General features: G+C 61.1%; 18 protein-coding genes, 2 rRNA genes and 1 pseudogene (1 of these 21 cut by a window edge). 6 read left to right on the forward strand and 15 right to left on the reverse strand.

The genetic code is table 11. The features are described from left to right. Position 1: 1 nt before the first annotated feature. Both GEV38_RS21190 and GEV38_RS21195 read right to left on the reverse strand, forming a co-directional pair. Positions 2 to 1,609 carry an ATP-binding protein gene (locus tag GEV38_RS21190; RefSeq protein ID WP_015271497.1) on the reverse strand — a complete coding sequence of 536 codons (1,608 nt, stop codon included), beginning with the start codon at positions 1,607 to 1,609 and terminating at the stop codon, positions 2 to 4. Continuing rightward, positions 1,606 to 2,304, reverse strand: coding sequence for a response regulator transcription factor (locus tag GEV38_RS21195; RefSeq protein ID WP_015271498.1), 699 nt, complete (start codon positions 2,302 to 2,304; stop codon positions 1,606 to 1,608). Before GEV38_RS21195 ends, GEV38_RS21190 begins: the two co-directional genes overlap by 4 nt. A gap of 813 nt (positions 2,305 to 3,117) precedes the next feature. Here GEV38_RS21195 and GEV38_RS21200 point away from each other — a divergent pair. The 3 genes from GEV38_RS21200 to GEV38_RS21210 all read left to right on the forward strand — a co-directional run bounded on the left by GEV38_RS21200 (position 3,118) and on the right by GEV38_RS21210 (position 8,230). Then, positions 3,118 to 5,997, forward strand: coding sequence for a ribonucleoside-diphosphate reductase subunit alpha (locus tag GEV38_RS21200; RefSeq protein WP_015271499.1), 2,880 nt, complete (start codon positions 3,118 to 3,120; stop codon positions 5,995 to 5,997). Positions 5,998 to 6,243: 246 nt separating this feature from the next. Continuing rightward, the gene (locus GEV38_RS21205; protein ID WP_015271500.1) at positions 6,244 to 7,494 is read left to right on the forward strand and encodes a ribonucleotide-diphosphate reductase subunit beta; all 1,251 of its coding nucleotides are present in this window, start codon (positions 6,244 to 6,246) and stop codon (positions 7,492 to 7,494) included. Positions 7,495 to 7,693: 199 nt separating this feature from the next. After that, positions 7,694 to 8,230: a Bro-N domain-containing protein gene (locus GEV38_RS21210; RefSeq protein ID WP_015271501.1), complete on the forward strand. Its 537-nt coding sequence runs from the start codon at positions 7,694 to 7,696 to the stop codon at positions 8,228 to 8,230. A gap of 414 nt (positions 8,231 to 8,644) precedes the next feature. Here the strand turns inward: GEV38_RS21210 and GEV38_RS21215 are convergent, their stop codons facing one another. Further along, positions 8,645 to 9,100 (reverse strand): hypothetical protein, encoded by a 456-nt coding sequence (locus GEV38_RS21215; protein WP_015271502.1) that lies wholly within the window; start codon positions 9,098 to 9,100, stop codon positions 8,645 to 8,647. 505 nt (positions 9,101 to 9,605) lie between these two features. Here GEV38_RS21215 and GEV38_RS21220 point away from each other — a divergent pair. The 3 genes from GEV38_RS21220 (at position 9,606) to GEV38_RS21230 (ending at position 11,195) form a co-directional block, all read left to right on the forward strand. Then, a complete protein-coding gene (locus GEV38_RS21220) occupies positions 9,606 to 9,806 on the forward strand; it encodes a hypothetical protein (RefSeq protein ID WP_052329232.1) in 201 nt (66 codons plus the stop codon). Positions 9,807 to 9,885: 79 nt separating this feature from the next. Continuing rightward, positions 9,886 to 10,533 (forward strand): hypothetical protein, encoded by a 648-nt coding sequence (locus GEV38_RS21225; RefSeq protein ID WP_239688248.1) that lies wholly within the window; start codon positions 9,886 to 9,888, stop codon positions 10,531 to 10,533. Positions 10,534 to 10,604: 71 nt separating this feature from the next. After that, complete coding sequence (locus tag GEV38_RS21230; RefSeq protein ID WP_170304005.1) at positions 10,605 to 11,195, forward strand: hypothetical protein; 591 nt, start codon at positions 10,605 to 10,607, stop codon at positions 11,193 to 11,195. Position 11,196: 1 nt separating this feature from the next. On the opposite strand, the gene GEV38_RS21235 is transcribed toward GEV38_RS21230, so the two are convergent. The 12 genes and pseudogenes from GEV38_RS21235 to GEV38_RS21285 all read right to left on the reverse strand — a co-directional run. Beyond that, positions 11,197 to 12,093 carry a LysR family transcriptional regulator gene (locus tag GEV38_RS21235; RefSeq protein WP_015271506.1) on the reverse strand — a complete coding sequence of 299 codons (897 nt, stop codon included), beginning with the start codon at positions 12,091 to 12,093 and terminating at the stop codon, positions 11,197 to 11,199. A 374-nt stretch (positions 12,094 to 12,467) separates the two neighbouring features. Further along, positions 12,468 to 14,504, reverse strand: coding sequence for a pyridoxamine 5'-phosphate oxidase family protein (locus GEV38_RS21240; protein ID WP_054571837.1), 2,037 nt, complete (start codon positions 14,502 to 14,504; stop codon positions 12,468 to 12,470). A gap of 27 nt (positions 14,505 to 14,531) precedes the next feature. Beyond that, complete coding sequence (locus GEV38_RS21245) at positions 14,532 to 15,161, reverse strand: glutathione S-transferase family protein (protein ID WP_015271508.1); 630 nt, start codon at positions 15,159 to 15,161, stop codon at positions 14,532 to 14,534. A 220-nt stretch (positions 15,162 to 15,381) separates the two neighbouring features. Beyond that, entirely contained in the window at positions 15,382 to 15,933 is a 552-nt protein-coding gene (locus GEV38_RS21250) for a UPF0149 family protein (protein WP_054571838.1), read from the reverse strand. A 91-nt stretch (positions 15,934 to 16,024) separates the two neighbouring features. Continuing rightward, positions 16,025 to 17,014 (reverse strand): asparaginase, encoded by a 990-nt coding sequence (locus tag GEV38_RS21255; protein WP_015271511.1) that lies wholly within the window; start codon positions 17,012 to 17,014, stop codon positions 16,025 to 16,027. Further along, positions 17,011 to 18,165: a hypothetical protein gene (locus GEV38_RS21260; RefSeq protein WP_015271512.1), complete on the reverse strand. Its 1,155-nt coding sequence runs from the start codon at positions 18,163 to 18,165 to the stop codon at positions 17,011 to 17,013. Before GEV38_RS21260 ends, GEV38_RS21255 begins: the two co-directional genes overlap by 4 nt. Before the next feature lie 10 nt (positions 18,166 to 18,175). Continuing rightward, positions 18,176 to 19,072, reverse strand: coding sequence for a nitrilase family protein (locus GEV38_RS21265; protein ID WP_054571840.1), 897 nt, complete (start codon positions 19,070 to 19,072; stop codon positions 18,176 to 18,178). A 144-nt stretch (positions 19,073 to 19,216) separates the two neighbouring features. Beyond that, positions 19,217 to 19,549, reverse strand: a pseudogene (locus GEV38_RS28095) (amine oxidase); the annotation flags it as partial. Next, a complete protein-coding gene (locus tag GEV38_RS28100) occupies positions 19,536 to 19,895 on the reverse strand; it encodes an FAD-dependent oxidoreductase (RefSeq protein ID WP_223998001.1) in 360 nt (119 codons plus the stop codon). The gene GEV38_RS28100 and the pseudogene GEV38_RS28095, both read right to left, overlap by 14 nt. Positions 19,896 to 20,039: 144 nt before the next feature. Further along, the gene (locus tag GEV38_RS21275) at positions 20,040 to 21,683 is read right to left on the reverse strand and encodes an acetolactate synthase large subunit (protein ID WP_015271514.1); all 1,644 of its coding nucleotides are present in this window, start codon (positions 21,681 to 21,683) and stop codon (positions 20,040 to 20,042) included. Positions 21,684 to 22,054: 371 nt separating this feature from the next. Next, a 5S ribosomal RNA gene (gene rrf / locus GEV38_RS21280) occupies positions 22,055 to 22,170 on the reverse strand. 131 nt (positions 22,171 to 22,301) lie between these two features. Beyond that, positions 22,302 to 24,553, reverse strand: a 23S ribosomal RNA gene (locus GEV38_RS21285); it runs 640 nt beyond the window's last position.

Genomic DNA, 24,553 nt, shown 5'->3' on the forward strand with positions numbered 1-24,553 from the left:
GTCACAGCGGTGCCTGCTGCCGTGGCCAGTTCAGGCTGAAGCAGGCGCCACCCAGCGCGGCGCTGCGCCCCACCGTGGCTCGGCCCGCGTGCCAGTAGATGATCCGCCGCACGATCGACAAGCCCAGGCCATGCCCGCCCGAAGCGCGGGTACGGCTGTCGTCGAGGCGGGTGAACGGTGTGAAGATACGGTCCCAGACGCCCTCGGGGATCCCCGGGCCGTCATCCTCCACATCGATGCGGCAGCGTTGCTGCCCCAACTGGTAGCTCAGGCGCACCTCGGCCTCGGCGTGACGCATGGCGTTGCCCACCAGGTTCTGCAGCGCCCGGTGCAGGTAGCGCGGTTCAGCTTCGACCCAGGCGCCTTCGCCAGCGGCGCCCTGGCACTCACCGCGCACCACCCTTACCTCGGCACGCAACGGCGCGAGTTCTTCGATCACCCGGTCGAGCAAGGCATCCAGGTCTACCCGCTCGAACTTCAGCGCCGGCGCGCCCTGCTCCAGGCGGGCGTAGGTGAGCATCTCGTCGACCAACTTGTCGAGGTCCTGGATATCGCCATCCATGCCCGCCAGGTGCTTGGCCCGGGCCTGCTCGTTGGTGGCACTTTCGATCATCTCCAGGCCAAAGCGCAGACGTGCCACTGGCGTGCGCAGCTCGTGGGAAACCGCCCGCACCAGTTCGCGCTGCATGGTCAGCGAGCGCTGCAGGTGCTCGGCCATGCCGTTGAAGGCCGCGGCCAGACGCCCCACCGAGTCGGCGCCGCCGGCCGGCACGCGGGTGTCCAGGCTGCCTTGGGCGATGCGCGTGGCGGCAATCTCCAGGCCCGACACGCGCCGCTCCAGTTGGCGTACCAGCAGGTAGACCACCAGGCCGATCAGGCACAGACCAAGAAAGGTTATCAGGATCAGCAACTGCGGCGGATAGGGGTTGAGCTGGTACAGCGGGCCGATTTCCAGCACCCAGGGCGAACCCGCCAGCCCGGCGAACACACGGATCGAGTCGCCATCCTTGCCCAGGGCCATGACCGTATCGCCCTCCTCGACCCGGCGCCGCTGGTCATCGTCCAGGCTCACCCGCTCGATGCGCTGCAAGGCCACGCCAAAGCCGAAGCCCTTTTCTTTCTTGATCTGTGCCAGGCGCTGCTGCTGTTCGGTCACCGGGTAGCGCACCAGTTCGTCGGCCAGCAGATAGAGGGTGGCCCGCGCCAGTTGCTCGCTGATCTGTTTGATCTGCGCCACAAGCATCAGGTCTTCCTGGCCGACCTTGCGTAGCACCTCGGCCGCATGCGGGCCGGTCTTCTCGACCACCACCAGCCCGCGGTACAGGCGCGCCCGCTGACCGCCATCGAGTGTGCGCGCGGTCATGGGCTGCAGCGCCAGTGGCACGCCGAGCAGGCGCTCCCAGATCAGCAGCGAGCGCTTGCGCTCGGTATCGTTCTGCAGCGCCAGGTTGTCGGCCATCAGGCTGAAGGTGCCCTGGGCCAGGCCTTCTCGGTGCTGGGCGGCACGCACTTCGTTGACCAGGTGCAGGCTGAGTACACCGAGCAGGGCCACCAGCACCAGCACGGCCAGCATGCCGCCATAGATACGCAGGAAGATCGAATTGTTCATGGGGCCTCGCCGACGAACAGGTAGCCCTTGCTGCGAAGTGTCTTGATCAGCCTTGGCTGGAGCGGGTCGTCGCCGATCTTTGGGCGGATCTTGGAAATGCGTATGTCGATGGAGCGGTCCTGCCCGTCGTAGCCGACCCCCCGTAGCGCGGTGAAGATCTGCTCGCGCGTCAGCACCCGGCCGGCATTGCTGGCCAGCAGCCAGAGCAGGTCGAATTCGGCGCCGGTCAGCTCTATCAGCTGTTCGCCCAGGCGCGCCTCGCGCAGGCGATTGTCGATGCGCAGCGCGCCGAAGGCCAGGTCCTGGCGCTTGCTGTCCGGTGCTTCGCTGCGGCGCAGCAGTGCCTGGATACGCGCAAGGAGGAGCCGTGGGCGTACGGGTTTGCAGACATAGTCATCGGCCCCAAGGTCCAGGCCCTGGACTTGGTCGAGTTCATCGCTGCGGGCGGTCAGCATGAGGATTGGGCCGGGGTACTGGCTGCGCACCCGGCGACAGATGCTCAGGCCGTCCTCGCCGGGCAGCATCAGGTCGAGAATGACCAGGTCGGGCTGGCTGTCGACGATGCGCCGCGCGGCGCGGGCGCCATCGCCCTCGACGCTGATTTCGTAGCCGTTGGCCTGCAGGTACTCGGCGGTGAGCTCGGCCAGGCGCTGGTCGTCTTCGACGATGAGGATGCGGGGTGCGGGGTGGTCCATGGCTTGTGCCTTATCTTGTTGTTCTTCTGTTGCCTGTACCGGCCCCTTCGCAGCACAAGGCTGCTCCTACAAGGTATGGCGCTCCCCGGTAGGAGCAGCCTTGTGCTGCGAAGGGGTCGGTGCAGGCAACATAACCCTTTAACCAAAAGGCAACATCTGCTTCGGATACTACGTCCCACCCCCGGCACTGCCAAGCCGCCTCGCAGCCCCTCGACTGAACCGTTTTTTGTGATAGGGTTCGCGCCCGAAAAATTCTGCCCCGGGGCTGCAAGACGCAGAAAAATACTGCAAACCACTTGGCACAAGGCCTACAGCGAATACCCACCATTCACTCACAAAGTACGCACAAGTTATCCACAGGCGCTCGCCTTGCAAAGCCCCCGATACCGCATTATCTTGTATCCCGATCGCAGCGAACCACTAGATATAGGGTTTCGTGCAAAATCACACACAAAAGTCAACCCGCAAAATCAAGCGATTTATCGGGTGAACTTCAAGTGATTCCAGCAGCCAAACCGCTCCTGCGGAGGCGACCGAGGCAAGCCCCTCCAGGGCCTTGTTCGGGTATGGGTGTTGCAGGCCAGGCCTGGCATCCATCAGCAACAGTTTTTGGGCCCGGCCCAGAACCTTTGACTTCGGCCAGGGAGCGGCGAGCCATTGCCCCTTTTTCCTGAGTCTGTCCCGAAGTTGGTACGCCCGCGCGGGCGGATGCGCATGCATTGCCCATCCCCGCCAGGCCATCGAGCAAGTGGACGGAACGGTGGGCGCCCAAAAGGCGCCTGAACAATATAGAAACTGTGGAGACACCCACCCATGCAAACCGACACAACTCGCGAGAACCCGCAGGCCAAGGTGCCGCAGGCCGCCGATTCCAACCAGGATCTGGCCGCCACCGCTCCCGGCCAACTGCGTGTGATCAAGCGTAACGGCACTGTCGTCCCCTACACCGACGACAAGATCACCGTTGCCATCACCAAGGCGTTCCTCGCAGTTGAAGGCGGCACCGCCGCCGCTTCGTCGCGCATCCACGACACCGTCGCGCGCCTGACCGAGCAGGTCACCGCCACGTTCAAGCGTCGTATGCCATCGGGTGGCACCATCCACATCGAAGAAATCCAGGACCAGGTCGAACTGGCCCTGATGCGCGCCGGCGAGCAGAAAGTCGCCCGTGACTACGTGATCTACCGCGAGCAGCGCGCCAAGGAGCGTGCCACCCGCGTGAACGCCGAGTCCGTGGTCGAGCCGCACCCGACCATCCGCATCACCCTGGCCGACGGCAGCCTGGCGCCGCTCGACATGGCCCGCCTGAACACCATCATCAGCGAAGCCTGCGAAGGCCTGGCCGAAGTCGATGGCGACCTGATCCAGCGCGATACCCTGAAGAACCTGTACGACGGCGTGGCCATCAAGGACGTCAACACTGCCCTGGTGATGACCGCCCGTACCCTGGTAGAGCGCGAGCCGAACTACTCGTTCGTGACCGCCCGCCTGCTGATGGACACCCTGCGTGCCGAAGGCCTGGGCTTCCTGAACGTGGCCGAGAGCGCCACCCACCACGAAATGGCCGACCTGTACGCCAAGGCCCTGCCGGCCTATGTCGAGAAAGGCGTCGAGTTCGAGCTGCTGGACCCGGCCCTGAAAGGCTACGACCTGGAGCGCCTGGGCAAGGCCATCGACCACGAGCGTGACCAGCAATTCACCTACCTGGGCCTGCAGACTCTGTACGACCGCTACTTCATCCACAAGGATGGCGTGCGCTTCGAGCTGCCACAGGTGTTCTTCATGCGTGTGGCCATGGGCCTGGCGCTGGAAGAGAAAGACAAAGAAGCCCGTGCCATCGAGTTCTACAACCTGTTGTCGTCCTTCGACTACATGGCCTCGACCCCGACCCTGTTCAACGCCGGCACCCTGCGCCCGCAGCTGTCCAGCTGCTACCTGACCACCGTGCCGGACGACCTGTCGGGCATCTACCACGCGATCCACGACAACGCGATGCTGTCGAAATTCGCCGGTGGCCTGGGCAACGACTGGACCCCTGTGCGTGCACTGGGCTCCTACATCAAGGGCACCAACGGCAAATCCCAGGGCGTGGTTCCGTTCCTGAAAGTGGTCAACGACACCGCCGTTGCCGTCAACCAGGGTGGCAAGCGCAAGGGCGCCGTGTGTGCCTACCTGGAAACCTGGCACCTGGACATCGAAGAATTCATCGAGCTGCGCAAGAACACCGGTGATGACCGTCGTCGTACCCACGACATGAACACCGCCAACTGGATCCCTGACCTGTTCATGAAGCGTGTCTTCGATGACGGCAAGTGGACCCTGTTCTCGCCTTCGGAAGTGCCAGACCTGCACGACCTGACCGGCAAGGCCTTCGAAGAGCGCTACGAGTACTACGAAGCCCTGACCGAGTACAACAAGATCAAGGTGTTCAAGACCATCCAGGCCAAAGACCTGTGGCGCAAGATGCTGTCGATGCTGTTCGAGACCGGCCACCCGTGGCTGACCTTCAAGGACCCGTGCAACCTGCGTTCGCCGCAGCAGCACGTGGGCGTGGTCCACAGCTCGAACCTGTGCACCGAGATCACCCTGAACACCAACAAGGACGAGATCGCGGTCTGCAACCTGGGCTCGATCAACCTGCCGAACCACATCGTCGACGGCAAGCTGGATACCGCCAAGCTGCAACGCACCGTGAACACCGCCGTGCGCATGCTCGACAACGTGATCGACATCAACTACTACTCGGTGCCGCAAGCGCGTAACTCGAACTTCAAGCACCGCCCGGTCGGCCTGGGCATCATGGGCTTCCAGGATGCGCTGTACCTGCAGCACATTCCGTACGGCTCCGATGCTGCCGTCGAGTTCGCCGACAAGTCGATGGAAGCGGTCAGCTTCTACGCCATCCAGGCGTCCTGCGACCTGGCCGACGAGCGCGGTGCGTACGAGACCTTCCAGGGTTCGCTGTGGTCCAAGGGCATCCTGCCGCTGGATTCGCAACAGATCCTGATCGAGGCCCGTGGCGCCAAGTACATCGACGTCAACCTGGAAGAGTCCCTGGACTGGGCCCCGGTGCGCGAGCGCGTCAAGAAAGGTATTCGTAACTCGAACATCATGGCCATCGCGCCGACCGCGACCATCGCCAACATCACCGGCGTGTCGCAGTCCATCGAGCCGACCTACCAGAACCTGTACGTGAAATCGAACCTGTCGGGCGAGTTCACCGTGATCAACCCGTACCTGGTCCGCGACCTGAAGGCCCGTGGCCTGTGGGACTCGGTAATGATCAACGACCTGAAGTACTACGACGGTTCGGTGCAGCAGATCGAGCGTATCCCGCAAGAGCTGAAGGACCTGTACGCCACCGCGTTCGAAGTCGAGACCAAGTGGATTGTCGATGCCGCCTCGCGTCGCCAGAAGTGGATCGACCAGGCCCAGTCGCTGAACCTGTACATCGCCGGCGCCTCGGGCAAGAAGCTGGACGTTACCTACCGCATGGCCTGGTACCGTGGCCTGAAGACCACCTACTACCTCCGTGCCCTGGCCGCGACCAGCACCGAGAAGTCGACCATCAACACCGGCAAGCTCAACGCCGTTTCCAGCGGTGGCGACAGCGCCCCGGTCCAGGCAGCCGGCCCTGCGCCAGTGCCGAAGGCCTGCGCGATCGACGAGCCTGACTGCGAAGCCTGCCAGTAAGGCCAGGCCGAGGCTTCCTGCGGGAAGCCTCAATGCGTTTTCCGCACCACTGCGGACCCTGTGGGAGCGGGTTCACCCGCGATGAGGCCGGCACTCCCGCCGCCTCTCCACAGCAAGACACAACAAGCCGTGGCTGCAAAGCCGCGGCCAGCCCTTTTCGGGCACCTCAGATTTGCGTGCACCGCACCGCAACCAAGATCCACCGGCCATACTTGATAGATGGCCCTCAAGCAGGAGCATCTCACCATGCTGAGTTGGGACGAATTCGATAAAGAAGACGGCGAAGTAGCCGCCAAAGGCAACACCCCTGCGCAGGCCGCTGCCGCCGCCACCCTCGACAAGCTCGACAGCGCCGGTGGTGCCGCCGCCCTGGAAGCCCGTGCCGCCACCGCCGACGACTCCGACGCCGTCAAGCGCGCCAAGGCTGCCCTGAACGACCTCGACATCGCCGAAGGCCTGGCCGAGCTGGAAGGCTCCAGCGCCCGCGTGCGTGTTGACGAAAAGCGCATGATCAACTGCCGCGCCGACCTCAACCAGCTGGTACCGTTCAAGTACGACTGGGCCTGGCAGAAGTACCTGGACGGCTGCGCCAACCACTGGATGCCGCAAGAGGTCAACATGACCGCCGACATCGCCCTGTGGAAGAGCATGGACGGCCTGACCGAAGACGAGCGTCGCATCGTCATGCGCAACCTCGGCTTCTTCTCCACTGCCGACTCGCTGGTAGCCAACAACCTGGCCCTGGCCGTGTACCGCCTGATCACCAACCCGGAGTGCCGCCAGTACATCCTGCGCCAGGCCTTCGAAGAGGCGATCCACACCCACGCCTACCAGTACTGCATCGAGTCGCTGGGCATGGATGAAGGCGAGATCTTCAACATGTACCACGAGATCCCGTCGGTAGCGAAGAAAGCCGCCTGGGGCCTGAAGTACACCCGCGCCATCTCCGACCCGGAATTCAACACCGGCACCGTCGAAACCGACAAAGAGCTGCTGCGCAACCTGATCGCCTACTACTGCGTACTGGAAGGCATCTTCTTCTACTGCGGCTTCACCCAGATCCTGTCCATGGGCCGCCGCAACAAGATGACCGGCGTGGCCGAGCAGTTCCAGTACATCCTGCGTGACGAGTCGATGCACCTGAACTTCGGTATCGACGTGATCAACCAGATCAAGATCGAGAACCCGCACCTGTGGGACGCGGCGATGAAGGAAGAAGCGACCCAGATGATCCTGCAAGGGACCCAGCTGGAGATCGAATACGCCCGTGACACCATGCCACGCGGCGTGCTGGGCATGAACGCAGCGATGATGGAAGACTACCTCAAGTTCATCGCCAACCGTCGCCTGACCCAGATTGGCCTGAAGGAAGAGTACCCAGGGACTACCAACCCGTTCCCGTGGATGAGCGAGATCATGGACTTGAAGAAAGAGAAGAACTTCTTTGAGACGCGTGTGATCGAGTATCAGACTGGCGGGGCGTTGAGCTGGGATTGATAGTCCGGGCGAAGCACAGAGAAGGCTGCCGATTGGCAGCCTTTTTTATTGGCAGGAAAAATGCCGAAGAGGAAGCTTCCTACAAGGTTCTCATTGTGACTTTTGTATCGTCGCGATAACGTCTGTTGGCGCTTAAGAACGCTCACGCAGCGGTATTCCGTTCCCGTTAGCAGCGGCTCTCCAAATCAGGATGGCCAAGATGAACAGTTTCAATACACCTACCCTATTCACCCGCCACAACCGCCCCCTCCACACCCTCTGGCTCGAATCCCAAGCCTGGTTTTGCGCCCACGAACTCGGCCGGCTGAGTGGTCACTTCTACGACGAACACTGCATGCGCAAACTCGACCCGGATCAGTACCGCTCCGTGCAGTTGCTGCGCTATGGCAAGTACCAGGAAACCACGATGGTCAGCGAATCCGGGGCCTATACCTTGTTGGCGCATCACCATGTGCCGGAGAACCGGCATCTGCGTTGGTGGCTGACGCATGAGGTGGTGGCGGTGTTGCGTGATCGGCAGGAAGACGGGGTGGAAGATGTCCCGCGACTGGGGCAGATGTGCTGGCCTGGGGGACAGAGCGCGACGTTGTTGTATTGGCAGAGTGAGCCTTGGGTGAGGATGCGGGATATGCCGGTGGTGCTGGCTGGGGAAGTGCAACAGCTGCCGCCAGTAGAGCAGCCGAAGTTGAGTTGGCGGGAGTGTGCGCAGCGGGCGCTGCGATTGCATGGGGTTTAAGCGGCGGGTTTGCCTGGGCGGGCCTCTTCGCGGGTGAACCGCTCCCACAGGTACTGCGGTGGCTTCAGGTTAATGCTGTACCTGTGGGAGCGGCCGTGGCCGCGAACACCGGCACAGCCGGTGCCATCCACCGCGTCGCCTGTTTCGCGGGCTTGCCCGCTCCCACAGGTACTGCGCTGGCTTCAGGTTAATGCTGTACCTGTAGGAGCGGCCGGGTCCGCGAACACCGGCACAGCCGGTGCCATCCACCGCGTCGCCTGTTTCGCGGGCTTGCCCGCTCCCACAGGTACTGCGCTGGCTCCGGGCTTACGCTGTACCTGTGGGAGCGGCCGTGGCCGCGAACACCGGCGCAGCCGGTGCCATACACCGCGCGGCGCACATTCATACAGAAGCCTCGCTACACCAGCAAAAATGTTACTTGGCAGCTTTCGCCGCCTGCCGGTTGGCCCTGCGAATGTCCCGGTAGCCGACCAGGCGCACGCGCATTTCCCGGTAGCGCTGGGTATTGATGACCAGCAAGGCCAGCAGCCCGAACAGCAAAACCGAGACGTAGCCGCCCATGTGCGGCCGGTAAGCGTAGCTCGGCAGCGCGGCCAACACGGCCAGCCCGTTCAGGCCGATCAGCCCCCGCAGGCCCCAGGCGTATCCACGCACCAGCGCGATATGCGAAGCGGCGCTCACCGTGCATGCCAGCGCCAGGGCCAGTACCGACAGCGACTGGTCCGGGCTGCGCAGCCAGGTGGAGAACACCAGTGAAACACTGCCGCCAATGGCAAAGCAGGACAGCTGGAACTCGGCGATGAAAACGCCGAAATAGCGGGAAAGAAATCTTTGCAGTTCCTGACCCTTTTGAAACTTCGATCCATTCATATGAGTGAGCGCTGTCGTCCTTGAAAACCGTAGAGCGCGGCTAGCTTACCTTGACAATTGCGAATGAATAAACCATAAAACCCGACTTCGAAGTGCCTGCCAGCGCGATATCACTTTGGCACTTTATGTAAGTTTCGCACCTGTGCACATTAACAACTCCGCACAGGCACACGCCCTCCCCAGGGCCGATAGGAGATCGAATTCTGGTGAATGAATCGCCGTTGCTTTCAGCGCTGTTCCCGCAGGCCGGTTCTGGGGAACTGAAATGAAGCGTGTGTCCAAAGCCCTGCCGACGCTGCTGGCTGCAATCGCCCTGAATGCATGCGCGCATGCGCCCGCCCCGTCATCGAATGCGGGGCCTGAAGTTATCCTTGCCGGGCACAAGCTTGCACTTGTGAACCACGAAGGTCGTTGCGCACTGCGCAGCTCCGATGCATCACTGCTAGAGCTGGACATGCCCTGGCCCTGCCAATTCAGCCCGGATAGGGATGGAGGCAAGCCTCGCGTGGAACAGTTCAATGGTGTGCAGATCATCATTGTCAGCCATGTGCAGCCAGCCCTGTCGCTGCCCGGACGTTGCGATAGCCAGTACCAGGCTGTTCGCCAGATGGGCAACCGCCTCGAGCCTTCCATCCTGGCACGTGGCGCCAGTTGCTCAAGCGGCCCTGTGGACCAGAAAAACTTCGTAGGGCTGTTCGAGTGGTAACCGAAATCGCGGACTACCAGTCGCTACGCCAAGTCGTCCGCAAGCGCAAAGGGTGTTACCAGCCATGAAGAAAATCCTCTTGTCCCAACAAGATCGCGGCTTCGGCCAGATCGGTGGCGCGGCTTTGCTCAAGGACCTCTCCTTGTGGCCGAAAAACCCGGAAACCGGCATGTTGATGACGCCCATCCTGACCCTGAGCGAGCGTTTCCAACCGGCCATGTTTGTCCCACCCGGCATGGCCATCACGGTTTTCCTCGCCGTCGAGCAACATCAGGATGGCAGTTTCAGCCGCCCTCTCCAGCGTCGCTATACGGTCAATCAACAAGCCGAACTGCTGAACGTCCTCAGTAGCGGCTTTGCCCGGGTCATCCTGCATGAACTCGCCAGCCAGCCACTGGAACCCGCCAATCCCCCTTTGCTGCTGGAGCGAGCGTTCATAGATTTCGAAGAAATGACTGACGAAGAGCATGACGAGGAACATCAGGATGAGGACAGCGGGATCGGCCTGAGCAAACCCAGCGGTTGGCCCTGCTGGCTGCAGGACCCGATCTACGAACCAACGCGCTACATGTTCATGATGCAACTGATAGATGCTGACGTGGCCGAAGCCAGCCCTCAGCATGCGGGGCTGTTCGGCGAAGGTAACGGCTATCTGTTCGTGGACATGCAGGCACGCCGTGGCAAGCAAGGCGACGACGCCGGTTTCTTCTTCATTCAGTTCGCCTGAATGACCAGCCAGGATCAAGGTCCGCCCATGAACATAGCTACGGCACGAACGGCAAGATCTCGGGGCCTGGTATGAATATCTACCATTTAGACAACGCGCCAACGCCTTGGGGAGACTGGGGCGCGGCACTGGTCCAGGGCATGATCGCCTGGGACGAAGATACCGATGTAGACAGCATCAAGCGCGCCGGCCCGTATACCCCGGCCGCCTACATACGTTCGGGTTCTCTGGTGCTCACCCAGCCGGTCAAGGAAGCCCTGGAAAAAAGCGGGCTGAAGGGGGTCGGGCGTTACGAGCACCTGGAGAAGACCCATATCGTGCACATCGACTGGCTGCACTGGGATACCAGCAAACCCATTACCGAATACCTCGATCTGGAAGGCGAGCCGACCTGGATCATCGATTCCCTGCCCCATGACCCTGAGCTTGCCGCACGTATGCCGGAGTACTGGCAGGCATTCGTGGTGGGCAAGCTCTACCTGCTCAAGGACCCGCAGCATGACCCTGCCGACCTCGGCCAGTATCTCAAGGTGCTCAAGGCCGACGAGCAAGCCGATTTATTCAAAGGGGATGTCTATCGTGGGTATTTCCTGAGCGAACGCGCCAAGGAGTGGCTGGAACAGCAGTGCCCAGGTTGCTTTACATTCACCCTGCTCGGTTGAATCAGTCCAGCTGCCGAGCCCTCAGCGCCTGCGCCAGCATGTCAATGAAGGCGCGGACCTTGGCCGAACCGTACTTGCTCTCCCGGTGCAGTATATGGATTGGCCACGGCGCCTCTTCGTATTCGGCAAGGATCACCTGCAACTGCCCACTGGCCACCTCATCCGCTACCTGATACGACAGCAGGCGGGCAATGCCCAACCCGCCGCTGGCGGCAGCGATTGCCCCGTCATTGCTGGTCACCGTCAAGCGAGGCTTCATGCGCACCAACGTTGGTTCATCGGTTACTCCGAAACGCCAGCCGGCTCGCGGCGACAGGTTGGTGGTGCCGATCACCGCATGCCCCGCCAGGTCGGACGGGTGCTTCGGCACGCCGTGGCGCGCCAGGTACTCGGGAGAGGCGCACAGCATGCGCCGTACCCTGCCCACCCGCAGTGCTTTGAGCCCGGAGTCGGGCAAGGGGCCGATACGAACGGCCACATCCATGCCCTCTTCGACCATGTTGACGATGCGGTCGAGGAAGTAGGCGGAAACGTCAACCTCGGGGTACTGCTGCAGGTAGTGGACGATGCACGGCATGACGAACTTCTTGCCGAACAGGATGGGCGCGGTGACGGCCAGGTCGCCCTTGGGCGTGGCGTTGATGCCGGCGGCGGCTTCGTTGGCCTCGTTGATGCTGGCGAGGATATGGCGGGTGTCTTCCAGATAGCGGCCACCGGCTTCGGTCAGGCGTACGCTGCGGGTGGTGCGCAGCAGCAGTTTGACCCCCAGCTGATCCTCCAGGGCGCTGACGGCGCGGGTGACTGCGGCAGGGGAGATGTCCAGACGGCGGGCAGCGGCGGCGAAGCTTTCCAGCTCGCCTACGGCGACGAACACCTTCATCAGGTGGATCTGGTCCATGCGGGTTCCTGGGAGGCTATGAAGTGCCGGGATTATCTTTCATCTGGGCGTTTTGTGTTGCCTGTTCTGACCTCATCGCCGGCAAGCCAGCTCTCACAGGTACTCCACAGGTTTCGGCAACGGTGGAGTACCTGTGGGAGATTGCCCAGCCCTTTGGGCTGCGCTTTCGCGCAGAGAACCAATATCGCTCGTCTGACGCGTCCTTTGTAGGAGCAGCCTTGTGCTGCGAAGAGGCCGGTACAGCCAGTAGACAGGCTTTGTCAGCCCCGGCCTCTTCGCAGCACAAGGCTGCTCCTACAGAACCTCGCCGAACCAATGAGTCATGTGTTGTTCTATGAGAGCTGGCTTGCCGGCGATGAGTCGGTAAAGGCATATCAGATATCCAGTACCAACGCCTGCCCTCCCTCCTCCACCCGCGCCGGTATCGCGCAACAGATTAGCGCAGTCCCACTTTCCGGCATTTCCGCCGGCGGATTCGGGTAATGCACCCGGCCACTGACCAACCGTGTCTTGCAGGTACCACACGACCCACCTCGGCAACTGAACTCCGGCGACAATCCGCGAGCCTCGGCCAGCTCCAGCAGCGTCCCGCTACCAGGCGCCCAGCGCGCCTCCTTGGCCGAAGCCGCAAAGTACACCGGCACCGGCTCGCTGGCCGCGGGCGGCTGTTGCAGGGTGGGCTGGTCATCGTCGGTGTGCCGCCGGAGCGTTGACGGGCCAAAGGCTTCGGCATGAATCCGCGCATCCGGCACATGCAGCCCACGCAGCCCTTCATACAGGTCCTGGGTAAAACTGCCTGGGCCGCACAGGTAGAAATCGTAGTCGTCCAGCGCCAGCGTCGCCTTGACCTGCTCGATACCCAGCCGACCGGCAAACTCGTAATCACGCCCCACCAGCGCATGCTCTTCCGGCTGGCTCAGGGCGCAGTACACGTGCAGCAGGCCGCCGGCCTGTTGCCGCAAACTTGCCAGCTCCTCACGGAACGGCAGGTCGGCCAGGCTGCGCGCACCATGGAACAGATGAATGCGCCGTGCCTGCCCCTTGCTCAACTGCTCGCGCAGCATGGCCAGTAACGGCGTGATACCCACACCCGCGCCGATCAGCACCAGCGGCCGCGTACTCTGCTGGTCCAGCGTGAAGCTGCCCATCGGCGAGCGCACGTTCAGCACATCGCCTGCCACGACGTGCTCATGCAGGTGCCGCGAGGCCCGACCCTGGGCTTTGACGCTGATGCGCAGGTAACCGTCGGAAGGCGCGCTGGACAGGCTGTAGGTGCGGATCAGCGCCGCCTCACCGTCGAGCTGGACTTGCACCGGAACATGCTGCCCGGGCGCAAAGGCCATCGCACTGCCAGCAGGAGGCTCAAGGTAGAACGAGCGGATCTCACGGCTTTCCTGCTCCACCCGCAGCACACGCCAGGCCTGCCATTGGCGCTGCCGCTGGCGTTGCTGCAGACGTATGTCGGCCTCGGCCCAGGTGCCGGTCATCAGGCTGGTCGGGGCGTACTCCTTGAAGGCCCAACGCAGGGAAACGGCAGCCGGGCGCCGCACCACCTGCTCGACCTCCAGCGTCCACAAGCGCTCGGCGCCTTCGAACGCCTGGATGGCGGGGCTGTCCAGCAGCAACTCGACATGCCCGTATAGCTGCAACACGTTGCCGTTGCTGAAATCGATGAATAGCAACCCTGCTTGCGGGTTCACCAGCAGGTTGCCCAAGGTGTTGAAGTGCAGGTTGCCAGCATAGTCGGGGATGGTCAGGCGATTGCCTTCGACCTTGATGAACCCGGGCCGCCCGCCACGGTGAGAGACATCCACCGAACGCTGGCCGTCGACATGCTCGACATAGCTGGCGACAAAGAAGGTGTCGGCTGCCTGGATCATGCTGACAGCCGAGGCATCGAGTGTCGTCGCATCGACACGCCCTTGGGCGGGTTCCGCGACACGGGTGTAGTCACGCAGCTGGATGTACTGCGGGCAGTTGCCGAACGACTGCTCCACAGTCACCTGCAGTTGCCCGTCGCCGGCCTGGTGGATCTGGCCGTTGAGGCGGTTGCGCCGGCGGGTGTGCAATTCGATCCCCAGCAGGCCGACCGCCTGCCCGGCAGCCAGCCCCGGGGTGGCGGGATCGTCTGCTGGCAGTTGAGTGTCGATCGTCAGCTGGCGCGGGTCCGGCGAGCTGACGAAACCTTCCGGCCCTTCCAGCAGCGTTGCCCAGGGCCGCCCCAGTGCGTCCACGCTGGCGGCGACCATGAACGGCAACTGGTGATAGAAAATACGATGCTGGTCGGGCATGTAGTCACGAATGACCTTCTGCCCGAACGCCTCCATGCGCTCCGAGACACCGGCTTTTTCCTGCAGGGTCTTCTCCCCCGCATGCCAGGGCGAGGAGTGGTGGTCCGGGTTCTGTTGCATGGCGGCGTTCCTCGCAGTGGCGGGATATCAGGCGCTGGTCTGCAGGCCGATCACGGTGCGTGGCATGGGCACGAAGCGCGGCAGCGCCTCGATCCGCGCCAGCCAGCTGCGTACGTTGGCATAGGGCTCCAGCGACACATTGCCCTCCGGTGCGTGGGCGATGTAGGAGTAGTTGGCGATATCGGCGATGGTGGGTGTGCTACCGGCCAGGAAGGGCGTTTTGGCCAGCTCGGCGTCGATCACCTTCAGCAGGGTATGGGCGCGGGTAATCACTTCGTCGGTGTTGAACGAGGCTCCGAACACCGTGACCAGACGCGCGGCAGCAGGGCCGAAGGCCAACGGACCGGCAGCGACCGACAGCCAGCGCTGGACGCGGGCGGCGGCAGCGGGCTCCTCGGGGAGCCAAGTGCCGTTGTCGTACTTCTTGGCCAGGTACACCAGGATGGCATTGGAGTCGGCGATCACCGTGCCGTTGTCGTCTATGACCGGGACCTGGCCGAACGGGTTGAGGGCCAGGAAGTCCGGCTGCTTGTGCGCGCCTTTGGCCAGGTCGACGAACACCAGCTCGGTGGGCAGGTTCAGCAGCGAAAGCATCAGCTCGATGCGATGGGCGTGGCCGGACTTGGGGAAGTTGTAAAGCTTGATCGGGTTCGACATTGGCTTGGCTCCTGATCAGCACCGGGGTGGGCTGGTGGAGCACATGCTGCACCGGTTCGGCTGGCAGCAGAATCCGTGTGGCGGGGAAACCATAATTTCGCGGAGCGGAATAATGGAAGTATCCAGATCCGCGTATGCCCTGTGTAGGAGCGGTCCTATCGCGACACAAGGCCGCTCCTACAAACCGATATTGGCCGGTATTATCAAGGCAGGTGCAAGATCAGTGCAGCTTGTTGAAATACCGGAACAACCCACGCGCAGCCTCGATCACCTGCGGCACACAGGCCTGGATGTCCTCTTCGCTCATCTGGTCCAGCAGCTCGAAGTTGTCCTCCAGCCCATGCAGCGAAATGGCCTTGAGCAGTCGGTCCTGCTGCGGCGGCAGCTCGGCCCAGCCAGCGACCTGGGTGCCGCGCATATAGCCGAAGCACCATTCCTCCATCACGACTACCGTGCCTGCCTCGCCTTCACTTTCCTCGAACAGCGGCTCGAAGTGATCGACGTCGTCCCCCAACTCCTCCGCCACCTGGCTGGCATAGCGCAGCATCAATGCCGTATACGCCTCTTCATGCGCCGGCTTCTTGAATTTCGGCACCTTGCCACCAGCCACCGAGGGCAGCCACTGTTCCGGGGTGACAGTGGTCGGTGAGCTGGCCAGTGCAGTGAAAAAGCCATTGAGCTCGGCCAGGTTGAGTACCGAGTAGTCATTGCCGTAGGTGATCAGCAGGTCTTCGAGGCGGTCGAGTTCTTTTTCGCTGAGTGCGGGGAGCATGGGTGAACATCCTGGGAAGCAAAAGTGTGTGCACCCTAGCACAGCAACGCCCGAAGGGCTGCCCGCGCTTACAGCTTTGCGGGCAGATTGCTTAACGTGGCAACCAGCCATGCAGCAGCTGCTGCCTGCCAGTTCCGATCAACAGCCATAGCAGAATGCGACACTTGCGCGGACACAACTGCCCCGCCATATGTACCCCCTTGCTCTGCAGATCGATCTCGGCACCGGCAAAACCGTAAGAGGCCGTGGCTGTTGGGCCACTGCCTGTGCGGGTAGCAACAATCACTGGCAAGGTAGGCGCGAGATGGCCAAGCACTTCGGACCAGCTACTGGAAACGTGGCCGGCACCAAAACCGGCGATGACCAGCCCCTCGTAGCCCAGTGCCGCTGTAGCCTTCAACAACGCCGTATCTGCGTCCAGGCACGCTTCCAGCATTGCAACCCGGTGCTCGGTGCGATGCGGTAACGGCAGCACCTCTCGTGGGCCAGGTGGCTGACGATATTCCACGGCACCTTCCACAACATCGCCCAGCGCTCCACACCCGGGCGATTCGAATGCAGCCATCGCGAGGCTTGCCGTCTTGCGAACCCTTGCAGCACAGTGAACCTGATCATTCATCAGTACCAGAACGCCGCGCCCACGGCTGCCCGGCGCCAGTGCAACCTGCGCCGCAGCCAGCAGGTTGGCCGGGCCGTCGTTGCCCGGCTGGCTGGCCGCGCGCATGGCACCGGTCATTACCAATGGCGCATCGAACGGCCAGAGCAGATCGAGGAAATACGCCGTTTCCTCGAGGCTGTCGGTACCTTGTGTCAGTATCACCGCGTGTGCTCCGCGAGCCACCTCGCCCCGGGCCCAGGCCAGCACCTCGAGCATCGCCGCAAAGCCCAGCGAGGCACTGGGGAGCAGACCCAGAGTGGCAGCTTCAAGCTGGGCCATCTCACGCAGTTGCGGCAACTCGGCCAGTTGTTCATCGCAGTCAAGCTTGGGCATCACCCCCCATTCGCTCGCACTTGCCCGCATGCTCACCGTCCCTCCAAGGCTGGCAATCGCCAACTTGGGCAGGTTTGCATGCGCTTTCATACGCCACCTCCAGCAAGCAGCCCGACCAGCGGAACGATCGCCAGTGTGCTGATGGCCATCGACACTACATTGCCGATGTAACCATGCATGTAGGCCGGCAAGCGCTGACTGATGGCCACTGCCAACGGTGGCGCTACCAGCGCGCCCAGCACTGCACTGGCTACGACCACTTGCCAGCCTCCACCGTGGGTGAGCACAGCGGCAGGTACGATAGAGACGATGGGAATGTAAGTGGGGTACCAGCCTCGCGCCTGCCATTGGCGACGCCAGAACACGACTCCCACCAGTGATGCCAGCGCCTGCCCGGCAACCAGCGGTATCAGCAGCAGCGAACCGTAGACTGGCGCAGCGGGGGCCAGCATGTATGCCAGGAACACCCCCAACAGTAGCCCGAGGCTGGCCAGTTCATTACCGAAGAATGGCGCTTCGCTGAAATCGGCCAGTACACGCCGCAAGGTCCAGGCCACACCGAAGTCGGGCTGGGCCGCATCGGATTCAGGTGCGGCGGTCGGGTGGCTGGGCCGTACCCATGATGGAAAGCGCCAGCACAGCATGAACGCAATCACGCTTGCCAGCGCCATGCCACTTACGTTGCCGACTACCACCGGCAACTGCAGGGGATAGCACAGGTAGTTGACCATCAACAGGCTGGCTGGTGTTACCAACAGCGCTCCCAGCAGTGCGCCGGTGATGGTCACCTGCCAACCCGCACCAAACAACAGCACCATGGCTGCTGGCAAGGATACGAAAGCAACGAAGGTTGGTTGCCAGGTGCCACTGGCCAAGGTCCATCCCCACAACGCGTGACTGAGCAACAAGCCCAGCAGTGAACTGGTGAACACCCACGGCCATAGTCCGCTGCCGTAGCAGATGGCAAAGCCGTGCCAGCGATACCCATGCACATGGGCCCAATGCGCCAGGCAAGCTCCCAGTAGCAAGCCCAGGGCGGGCAACTCGTGCTTATAGAAGGCCACTTCGCTGATATCACCAACTATCCAACGCAAGCGGCTTAGCGGCTGATCAAGCGTCGCTGCCAATTGCGTGTAGTCCGGCCATTGGCCCTGTACGAGGCTGGCGGCCAGCAGCACCAGCAGGCAGGCAAGGATCAACACCGACGAACGCTGCCGGTTGGGGAAGAGTTGCGTTTTCATGTGCAACTCCTCAGCGGGGCATAGGTGCATGAAGGCGATAGCCAAGCGTCGCATCGTAAAGATCGGTGCGCCTGTCCCGCGGCAAGTCGTTGAGGCTGTTCCAGATCGGCGCCGAGCGGGCGCTGCTGAGGTCGACATCGGCGTAGAGAATACCCTCCTCCTCTGCACTGGCCACCTCGCCAATAGGCCAGCCATTGGTACCGGCAATCAGTGAACAGCCCAGGAAGCGACCACCCCGCTCGCTACCTATGCGATTGGCGGCAGCGATATAGACGTTGTTGGCGTGTGCCGCCGTCATGGTCAGGTAGGACGCCATGCAGCGCCCTGATTCATCGAACAGCGGTGGCGGCGTCCATACCCAGTTGTTCAGGCTGCAGATGATGTCGGCGCCTTGCGCAGCCATCAGCCGCGGCACTTCCGGGAACCAGATATCCCAGCAGATCAGCAGGCCGATACGGCCGATCGGTGTCTCGAACACTGGGAAGCCCAGGTCACCAGGGGTGAACCAGAGCTTTTCCTGGTTCCACAGGTGCGCCTTGCGGTAATGCCCGAGCAAGCCTTGCGGACCGAACAGTGCGGCACTGTCGAAAAGTTTCAGTCCCTCGCGTTCGGCAAAACCCGCAGCCAGATATACCTGGTACTCCTTGGCGAAATCCGCCCAGGCTTTCAGGCTGCGCCCCTCCTCCAGCGTTTCGGCATGGGCATAGGCCTCTGCACGCGTGTGGAAGGTGTAGCCGGTGTTGGCCAGCTCGGGTAGCACGATCAGGTTGGCGCCTTCACGCGCCGCGCACCGGGCCAATGCCAGGCCCTTGCTCAGGTTGCCATCGCAATGCTCCAGCCCGACCTGAGGGTCGTACTGGATGACAGCGATACGTACGGGGCTAACGGGCGTGCAGTGTTCAGACATGGCGGCTTCCTTTTATGGTTGTTTTGGAAGGGCGCCAGTAAAGCGGGGTTGGGCGGGGGAGTGACAGTCGGGGAGTTCCTATGGGATCGAAGGACAAGAGAAGTGTTCCAGTAGGAAATTCCCCACAAAAACTCCCGGATGCAGCTATTTCCCAGCTTGATAATGTGGGTAGTGGTTCAGGGTAAAGCCACCATTGAACGATGCCGATGTTCTGTTGCATAGGTTGATGACCACATCAAGCGCCGTGCGTAAACACGGCTCGGTCCAGCCGGCGTCAACAGAGAAGGACTCTCCAGCCAGATACAACCCTGAACTGGCACTCAGATCACGGTTGTACTTCATCAGGCTCACTGCATCGTAATAGGTCCCAGCCCGATACAACTTTGCGCAGCCAAGCGCGTTTCGATCAGTCATCCAACGCTGTATGCGAATGTTTCAGGTATCGATATAAGGCGATATGGGTTCAGCCACGTTGCTCCCCCATTTCAAAAGGGGTTACAGGTTGCTTGTGATTTCCTGCGTTATTCACCAGCGTAAGGTGACGCCCACCCACACGTCGGGACTGCTCGATCAAGGTGATACGGGTAAAGCCGCAACGTAGCAATTCTCGGGCTGCAGTTAGCCCGGTAACACCAGCACCGACAATACATATCCGGTGATCCGGCTGAGTGGCGTATGCAACTCCGCCCTCTTGTTCGAGTAGACGGCGATAATCAAAGCAAAGATCAGGAGGGTTAGGGTAACGCGCAGCCCACGGCTTTACGGACAGGGATGGCTCGATAGCCAGATCAGCAGGGTGGTTGTGTGTTGAGCCGATGGTCATGGTCTCGTGTTCTCAATGAGTTGGGAACATGAGAATGATCAATCAAGAGATGCGTGAGGAGGTTGTTAATTAGCACCAACTGGCCACCACAGGATCGGGAGATATCTGTGGTGGCCGGGTTGATGTAAATAAAGCCGTTACACCTTACACCGCCAGCGCGCGCTCACGCAGCTCGCTATTGAGGATGCGGTCGTTCTCGCTGTAATCGACCGGGCAGTCGATCACGTGCACGCCAGGGGTCTTGATGCAGTGCTCCAGCAGCGGCAGCAGGCCTTCGGCGCTTTCCACGCGGTGGCCGTTGGCACCGTAGGCTTCGGCGTACTTGACGAAGTCCGGGTTGCCGTAGTCCAGGCCGAAATCGGTGAAGCCCATGTTGGCCTGCTTCCAGCGAATCATGCCGTAGCCGTCGTCACGCAGGATCACCACGGTGATGTGCATGCCCAGGCGTACCGCAGTTTCCAGCTCCTGGCTGTTCATCATGAAACCGCCGTCGCCGCAAACCGAGATCACCGGGCGGTCCGGGTGTACCAGATGCGCGGCCATGGCCGATGGAAGGCCGGCGCCCATGGTCGCCAGGGCGTTGTCCAGCAGTACGGTGTTTGGCTTGTGCGCCTTGTAGTTGCGGGCGAACCAGATCTTGTAGATGCCGTTGTCCAGGGCAACGATGCCTTCGGACGGGAGCACGCGACGGATGTCGGCCACAAGGCGCTGCGGATAGACCGGGAAACGGTTGTCGTCGGCACCTTCGGCGATCTGCGTTTCGTTCGCTTCACGGATCGCCATCAGGCGGGTGAAGTCCCAGTGTGTGGTTTCTGTCAGCGCTTCGCTGATCTGCCACACGGCGTTGGCGATGTCACCGATCACTTCCACCTGCGGGAAGTACACGGCATCAACTTCGGCGGAGCGGAAGTTGATGTGGATGACCTCGGTGCCGCCACGGACCATGAAGAACGGTGGCTTCTCGATCACGTCGTGGCCGATGTTGACGATCAGGTCGGCGGCTTCGACGGCGCGGTGCACGAAGTCGCCCGACGACAGTGCGGCGTTGCCCAGGAAGCGTGGGTGGCGCTCGTCGACCACACCTTTGCCCATCTGGGTGGTGATGAACGGGATGCCGGTCTTGTCGATCAGCTGCTTGAGGACCTTGGCGGTCATCTTGCGGTTGGCGCCGGCGCCGATCACCAGGATCGGGTTGCGAGCTTTCTGCAGTTTTTCCACGGCGGCTTCGATGGCCTTGTGCTCGGCCAGCGGGCGGCGGCTCAGGCTAGGCGGAATCGGCAGGCTTTCGGTCTGCTCGGCGGCGATGTCTTCCGGCAGCTCCAGGTGCACGGCACCCGGCTTCTCTTCTTCGGCCAGGCGGAAGGCTTCGCGCATACGGGCCGGGATGTTGTCGGCGGAGGCGAACTGGTGGGTGTACTTGGTGATGGGGTCCATCATGCCGCACACGTCGATGATCTGGAAACGGCCCTGCTTGGACTTCTTGATCGGCTTCTGGCCGGTGATCATCATCATCGGCATGCCGCCCAGGTAGGCGTAGGCGCTGGCGGTGACCAGGTTGGTGGCGCCAGGGCCGAGGGTCGACAGGCTGACGCCAGTCTTACCGGTCAGGCGACCATAGGTGGCAGCCATGAAGCCTGCGGACTGCTCGTGGCGAGTCAGTACCAGCTTGATCTTCGACTTGCGCAGGGATTCCAGCAGATCGAGGTTTTCTTCACCGGGAATACCGAATACATACTCGACACCTTCGTTTTCCAGGCATTGCACAACGACATCGGCGGCCTTGGCCATCTTGCTTGCTACCTCAAGTGATGGGACGGTGGAAGTCCGGAAATGCGCAGCACGGTACGCTGGCATCGCTCAGCCCGGGGCCAAGAGTGCCCCGAACCAAAGTCTTGACGTAGGGTGGATGCGGGAAAGTCACGTGAATGTGACGGGAATATTTTCGCAGCTGGGTATTGCGCGCTCAGAGTAGGAGTTGTGGGTGCGGGCAAGTCGAGGCGTCGAACCGCGAACACCGGCGAAGCCGGTGCCGTACACCGCGTCGCCTGCTTCGCGGGCGCGCCCGCTCCCACAGAGGAAGGTTGTGCAGGTCTGGGACTTATTGGCCAGAAAGACAAAACCCCTACCTGCATGCGCAGATAGGGGTTTTGCGAAATGAATCTTGACGATGACCTACTCTCACATGGGGAAACCCCACACTACCATCGGCGATGCATCGTTTCACTGCTGAGTTCGGGATGGGATCAGGTGGTTCCAATGCTCTATGGTCGTCAAGAAATTCTGTTGCCAGAATGTCCAGATGGACAGCCCAGCGAATTCGGATATGCGATATTTGTGATGTTGCGAACTTTCGGTTGTTTCGTCTTCACCACCGCAATCTGCGCTAGCAAATTGCTTGGGTGTTATATGGTCAAGCCTCACGGGCAATTAGTATTGGTTAGCTCAACGCCTCACAGCGCTTACACACCCAACCTATCAACGTCGTAGTCTTCGACGGCCCTTCAGGGGATTCAAGATCCCAGTGAGATCTCATCTTGAGGCAAGTTTCCCGCTTAGATGCTTTCAGCGGTTATCTCTTCCGAACATAGCTACCCGGCAATGCCACTGGCGTGACAACCGGAACACCAGAGGTTCGTCCACTCCGGTCCTCTCGTACTAGGAGCAGCCCCTCTCAAATCTCAAACGTCCACGGCAGATAGGGACCGAACTGTCTCACGACGTTCTAAACCCAGCTCGCGTACCACTTTAAATGGCGAACAGCCATACCCTTGGGACCGGCTTCAGCCCCAGGATGTGATGAGCCGACATCGAGGTGCCAAACACCGCCGTCGATATGAACTCTTGGGCGGTATCAGCCTGTTATCCCCGGAGTACCTTTTATCCGTTGAGCGATGGCCCTTCCATACAGAACCACCGGATCACTAAGACCTACTTTCGTACCTGCTCGACGTGTTTGTCTCGCAGTCAAGCGCGCTTTTGCCTTTATACTCTACGACCGATTTCCGACCGGTCTGAGCGCACCTTCGTACTCCTCCGTTACTCTTTGGGAGGAGACCGCCCCAGTCAAACTACCCACCATACACTGTCCTCGATCCGGATAACGGACCTGAGTTAGAACCTCAAAGTTGCCAGGGTGGTATTTCAAGGATGGCTCCATGAGAACTGGCGTCCCCACTTCAAAGCCTCCCACCTATCCTACACAAGCAAATTCAAAGTCCAGTGCAAAGCTATAGTAAAGGTTCACGGGGTCTTTCCGTCTAGCCGCGGATACACTGCATCTTCACAGCGATTTCAATTTCACTGAGTCTCGGGTGGAGACAGCGCCGCCATCGTTACGCCATTCGTGCAGGTCGGAACTTACCCGACAAGGAATTTCGCTACCTTAGGACCGTTATAGTTACGGCCGCCGTTTACCGGGGCTTCGATCAAGAGCTTCGCTTGCGCTAACCCCATCAATTAACCTTCCGGCACCGGGCAGGCGTCACACCCTATACGTCCACTTTCGTGTTTGCAGAGTGCTGTGTTTTTAATAAACAGTCGCAGCGGCCTGGTATCTTCGACCGGCATGGGCTTACGGAGCAAGTCCTTCACCCTCGCCGGCGCACCTTCTCCCGAAGTTACGGTGCCATTTTGCCTAGTTCCTTCACCCGAGTTCTCTCAAGCGCCTTGGTATTCTCTACCTAACCACCTGTGTCGGTTTGGGGTACGGTTCCCAGTTATCTGAAGCTTAGGAGCTTTTCTTGGAAGCATGGTATCAACCACTTCGTCGCCTAGAGGCAACTCGTCATCAGCTCTCGGCCTTGAAATCCCGGATTTGCCTAAGATTTCAGCCTACCACCTTAAACCTGGACAACCAACGCCAGGCTGGCCTAACCTTCTCCGTCCCTCCATCGCAATAACTGGAAGTACAGGAATATTAACCTGTTTTCCATCGACTACGCTTTTCAGCCTCGCCTTAGGGACCGACTAACCCTGCGTCGATTAACGTTGCGCAGGAAACCTTGGTCTTTCGGCGTGCGAGTTTTTCACTCGCATTGTCGTTACTCATGTCAGCATTCGCACTTCTGATACCTCCAGCAAGCTTCTCAACTCACCTTCACAGGCTTACAGAACGCTCCTCTACCGCGTCATCAAAGATGACACCCGTAGCTTCGGTGCATGGTTTGAGCCCCGTTACATCTTCCGCGCAGGCCGACTCGACTAGTGAGCTATTACGCTTTCTTTAAAGGGTGGCTGCTTCTAAGCCAACCTCCTAGCTGTCTAAGCCTTCCCACATCGTTTCCCACTTAACCATGACTTTGGGACCTTAGCTGACGGTCTGGGTTGTTTCCCTTTTCACGACGGACGTTAGCACCCGCCGTGTGTCTCCCATGCTCGGCACTTCCAGGTATTCGGAGTTTGCATCGGTTTGGTAAGTCGGGATGACCCCCTAGCCGAAACAGTGCTCTACCCCCTGGAGTGATACATGAGGCGCTACCTAAATAGCTTTCGAGGAGAACCAGCTATCTCCGAGCTTGATTAGCCTTTCACTCCGATCCACAGGTCATCCGCTAACTTTTCAACGGTAGTCGGTTCGGTCCTCCAGTCAGTGTTACCTAACCTTCAACCTGCCCATGGATAGATCGCCCGGTTTCGGGTCTATACCCAGCGACTAAACG

The organism is Pseudomonas sp. 13159349, assembly GCF_013305685.1.
GTDB lineage: Bacteria > Pseudomonadota > Gammaproteobacteria > Pseudomonadales > Pseudomonadaceae > Aquipseudomonas > Aquipseudomonas asiatica.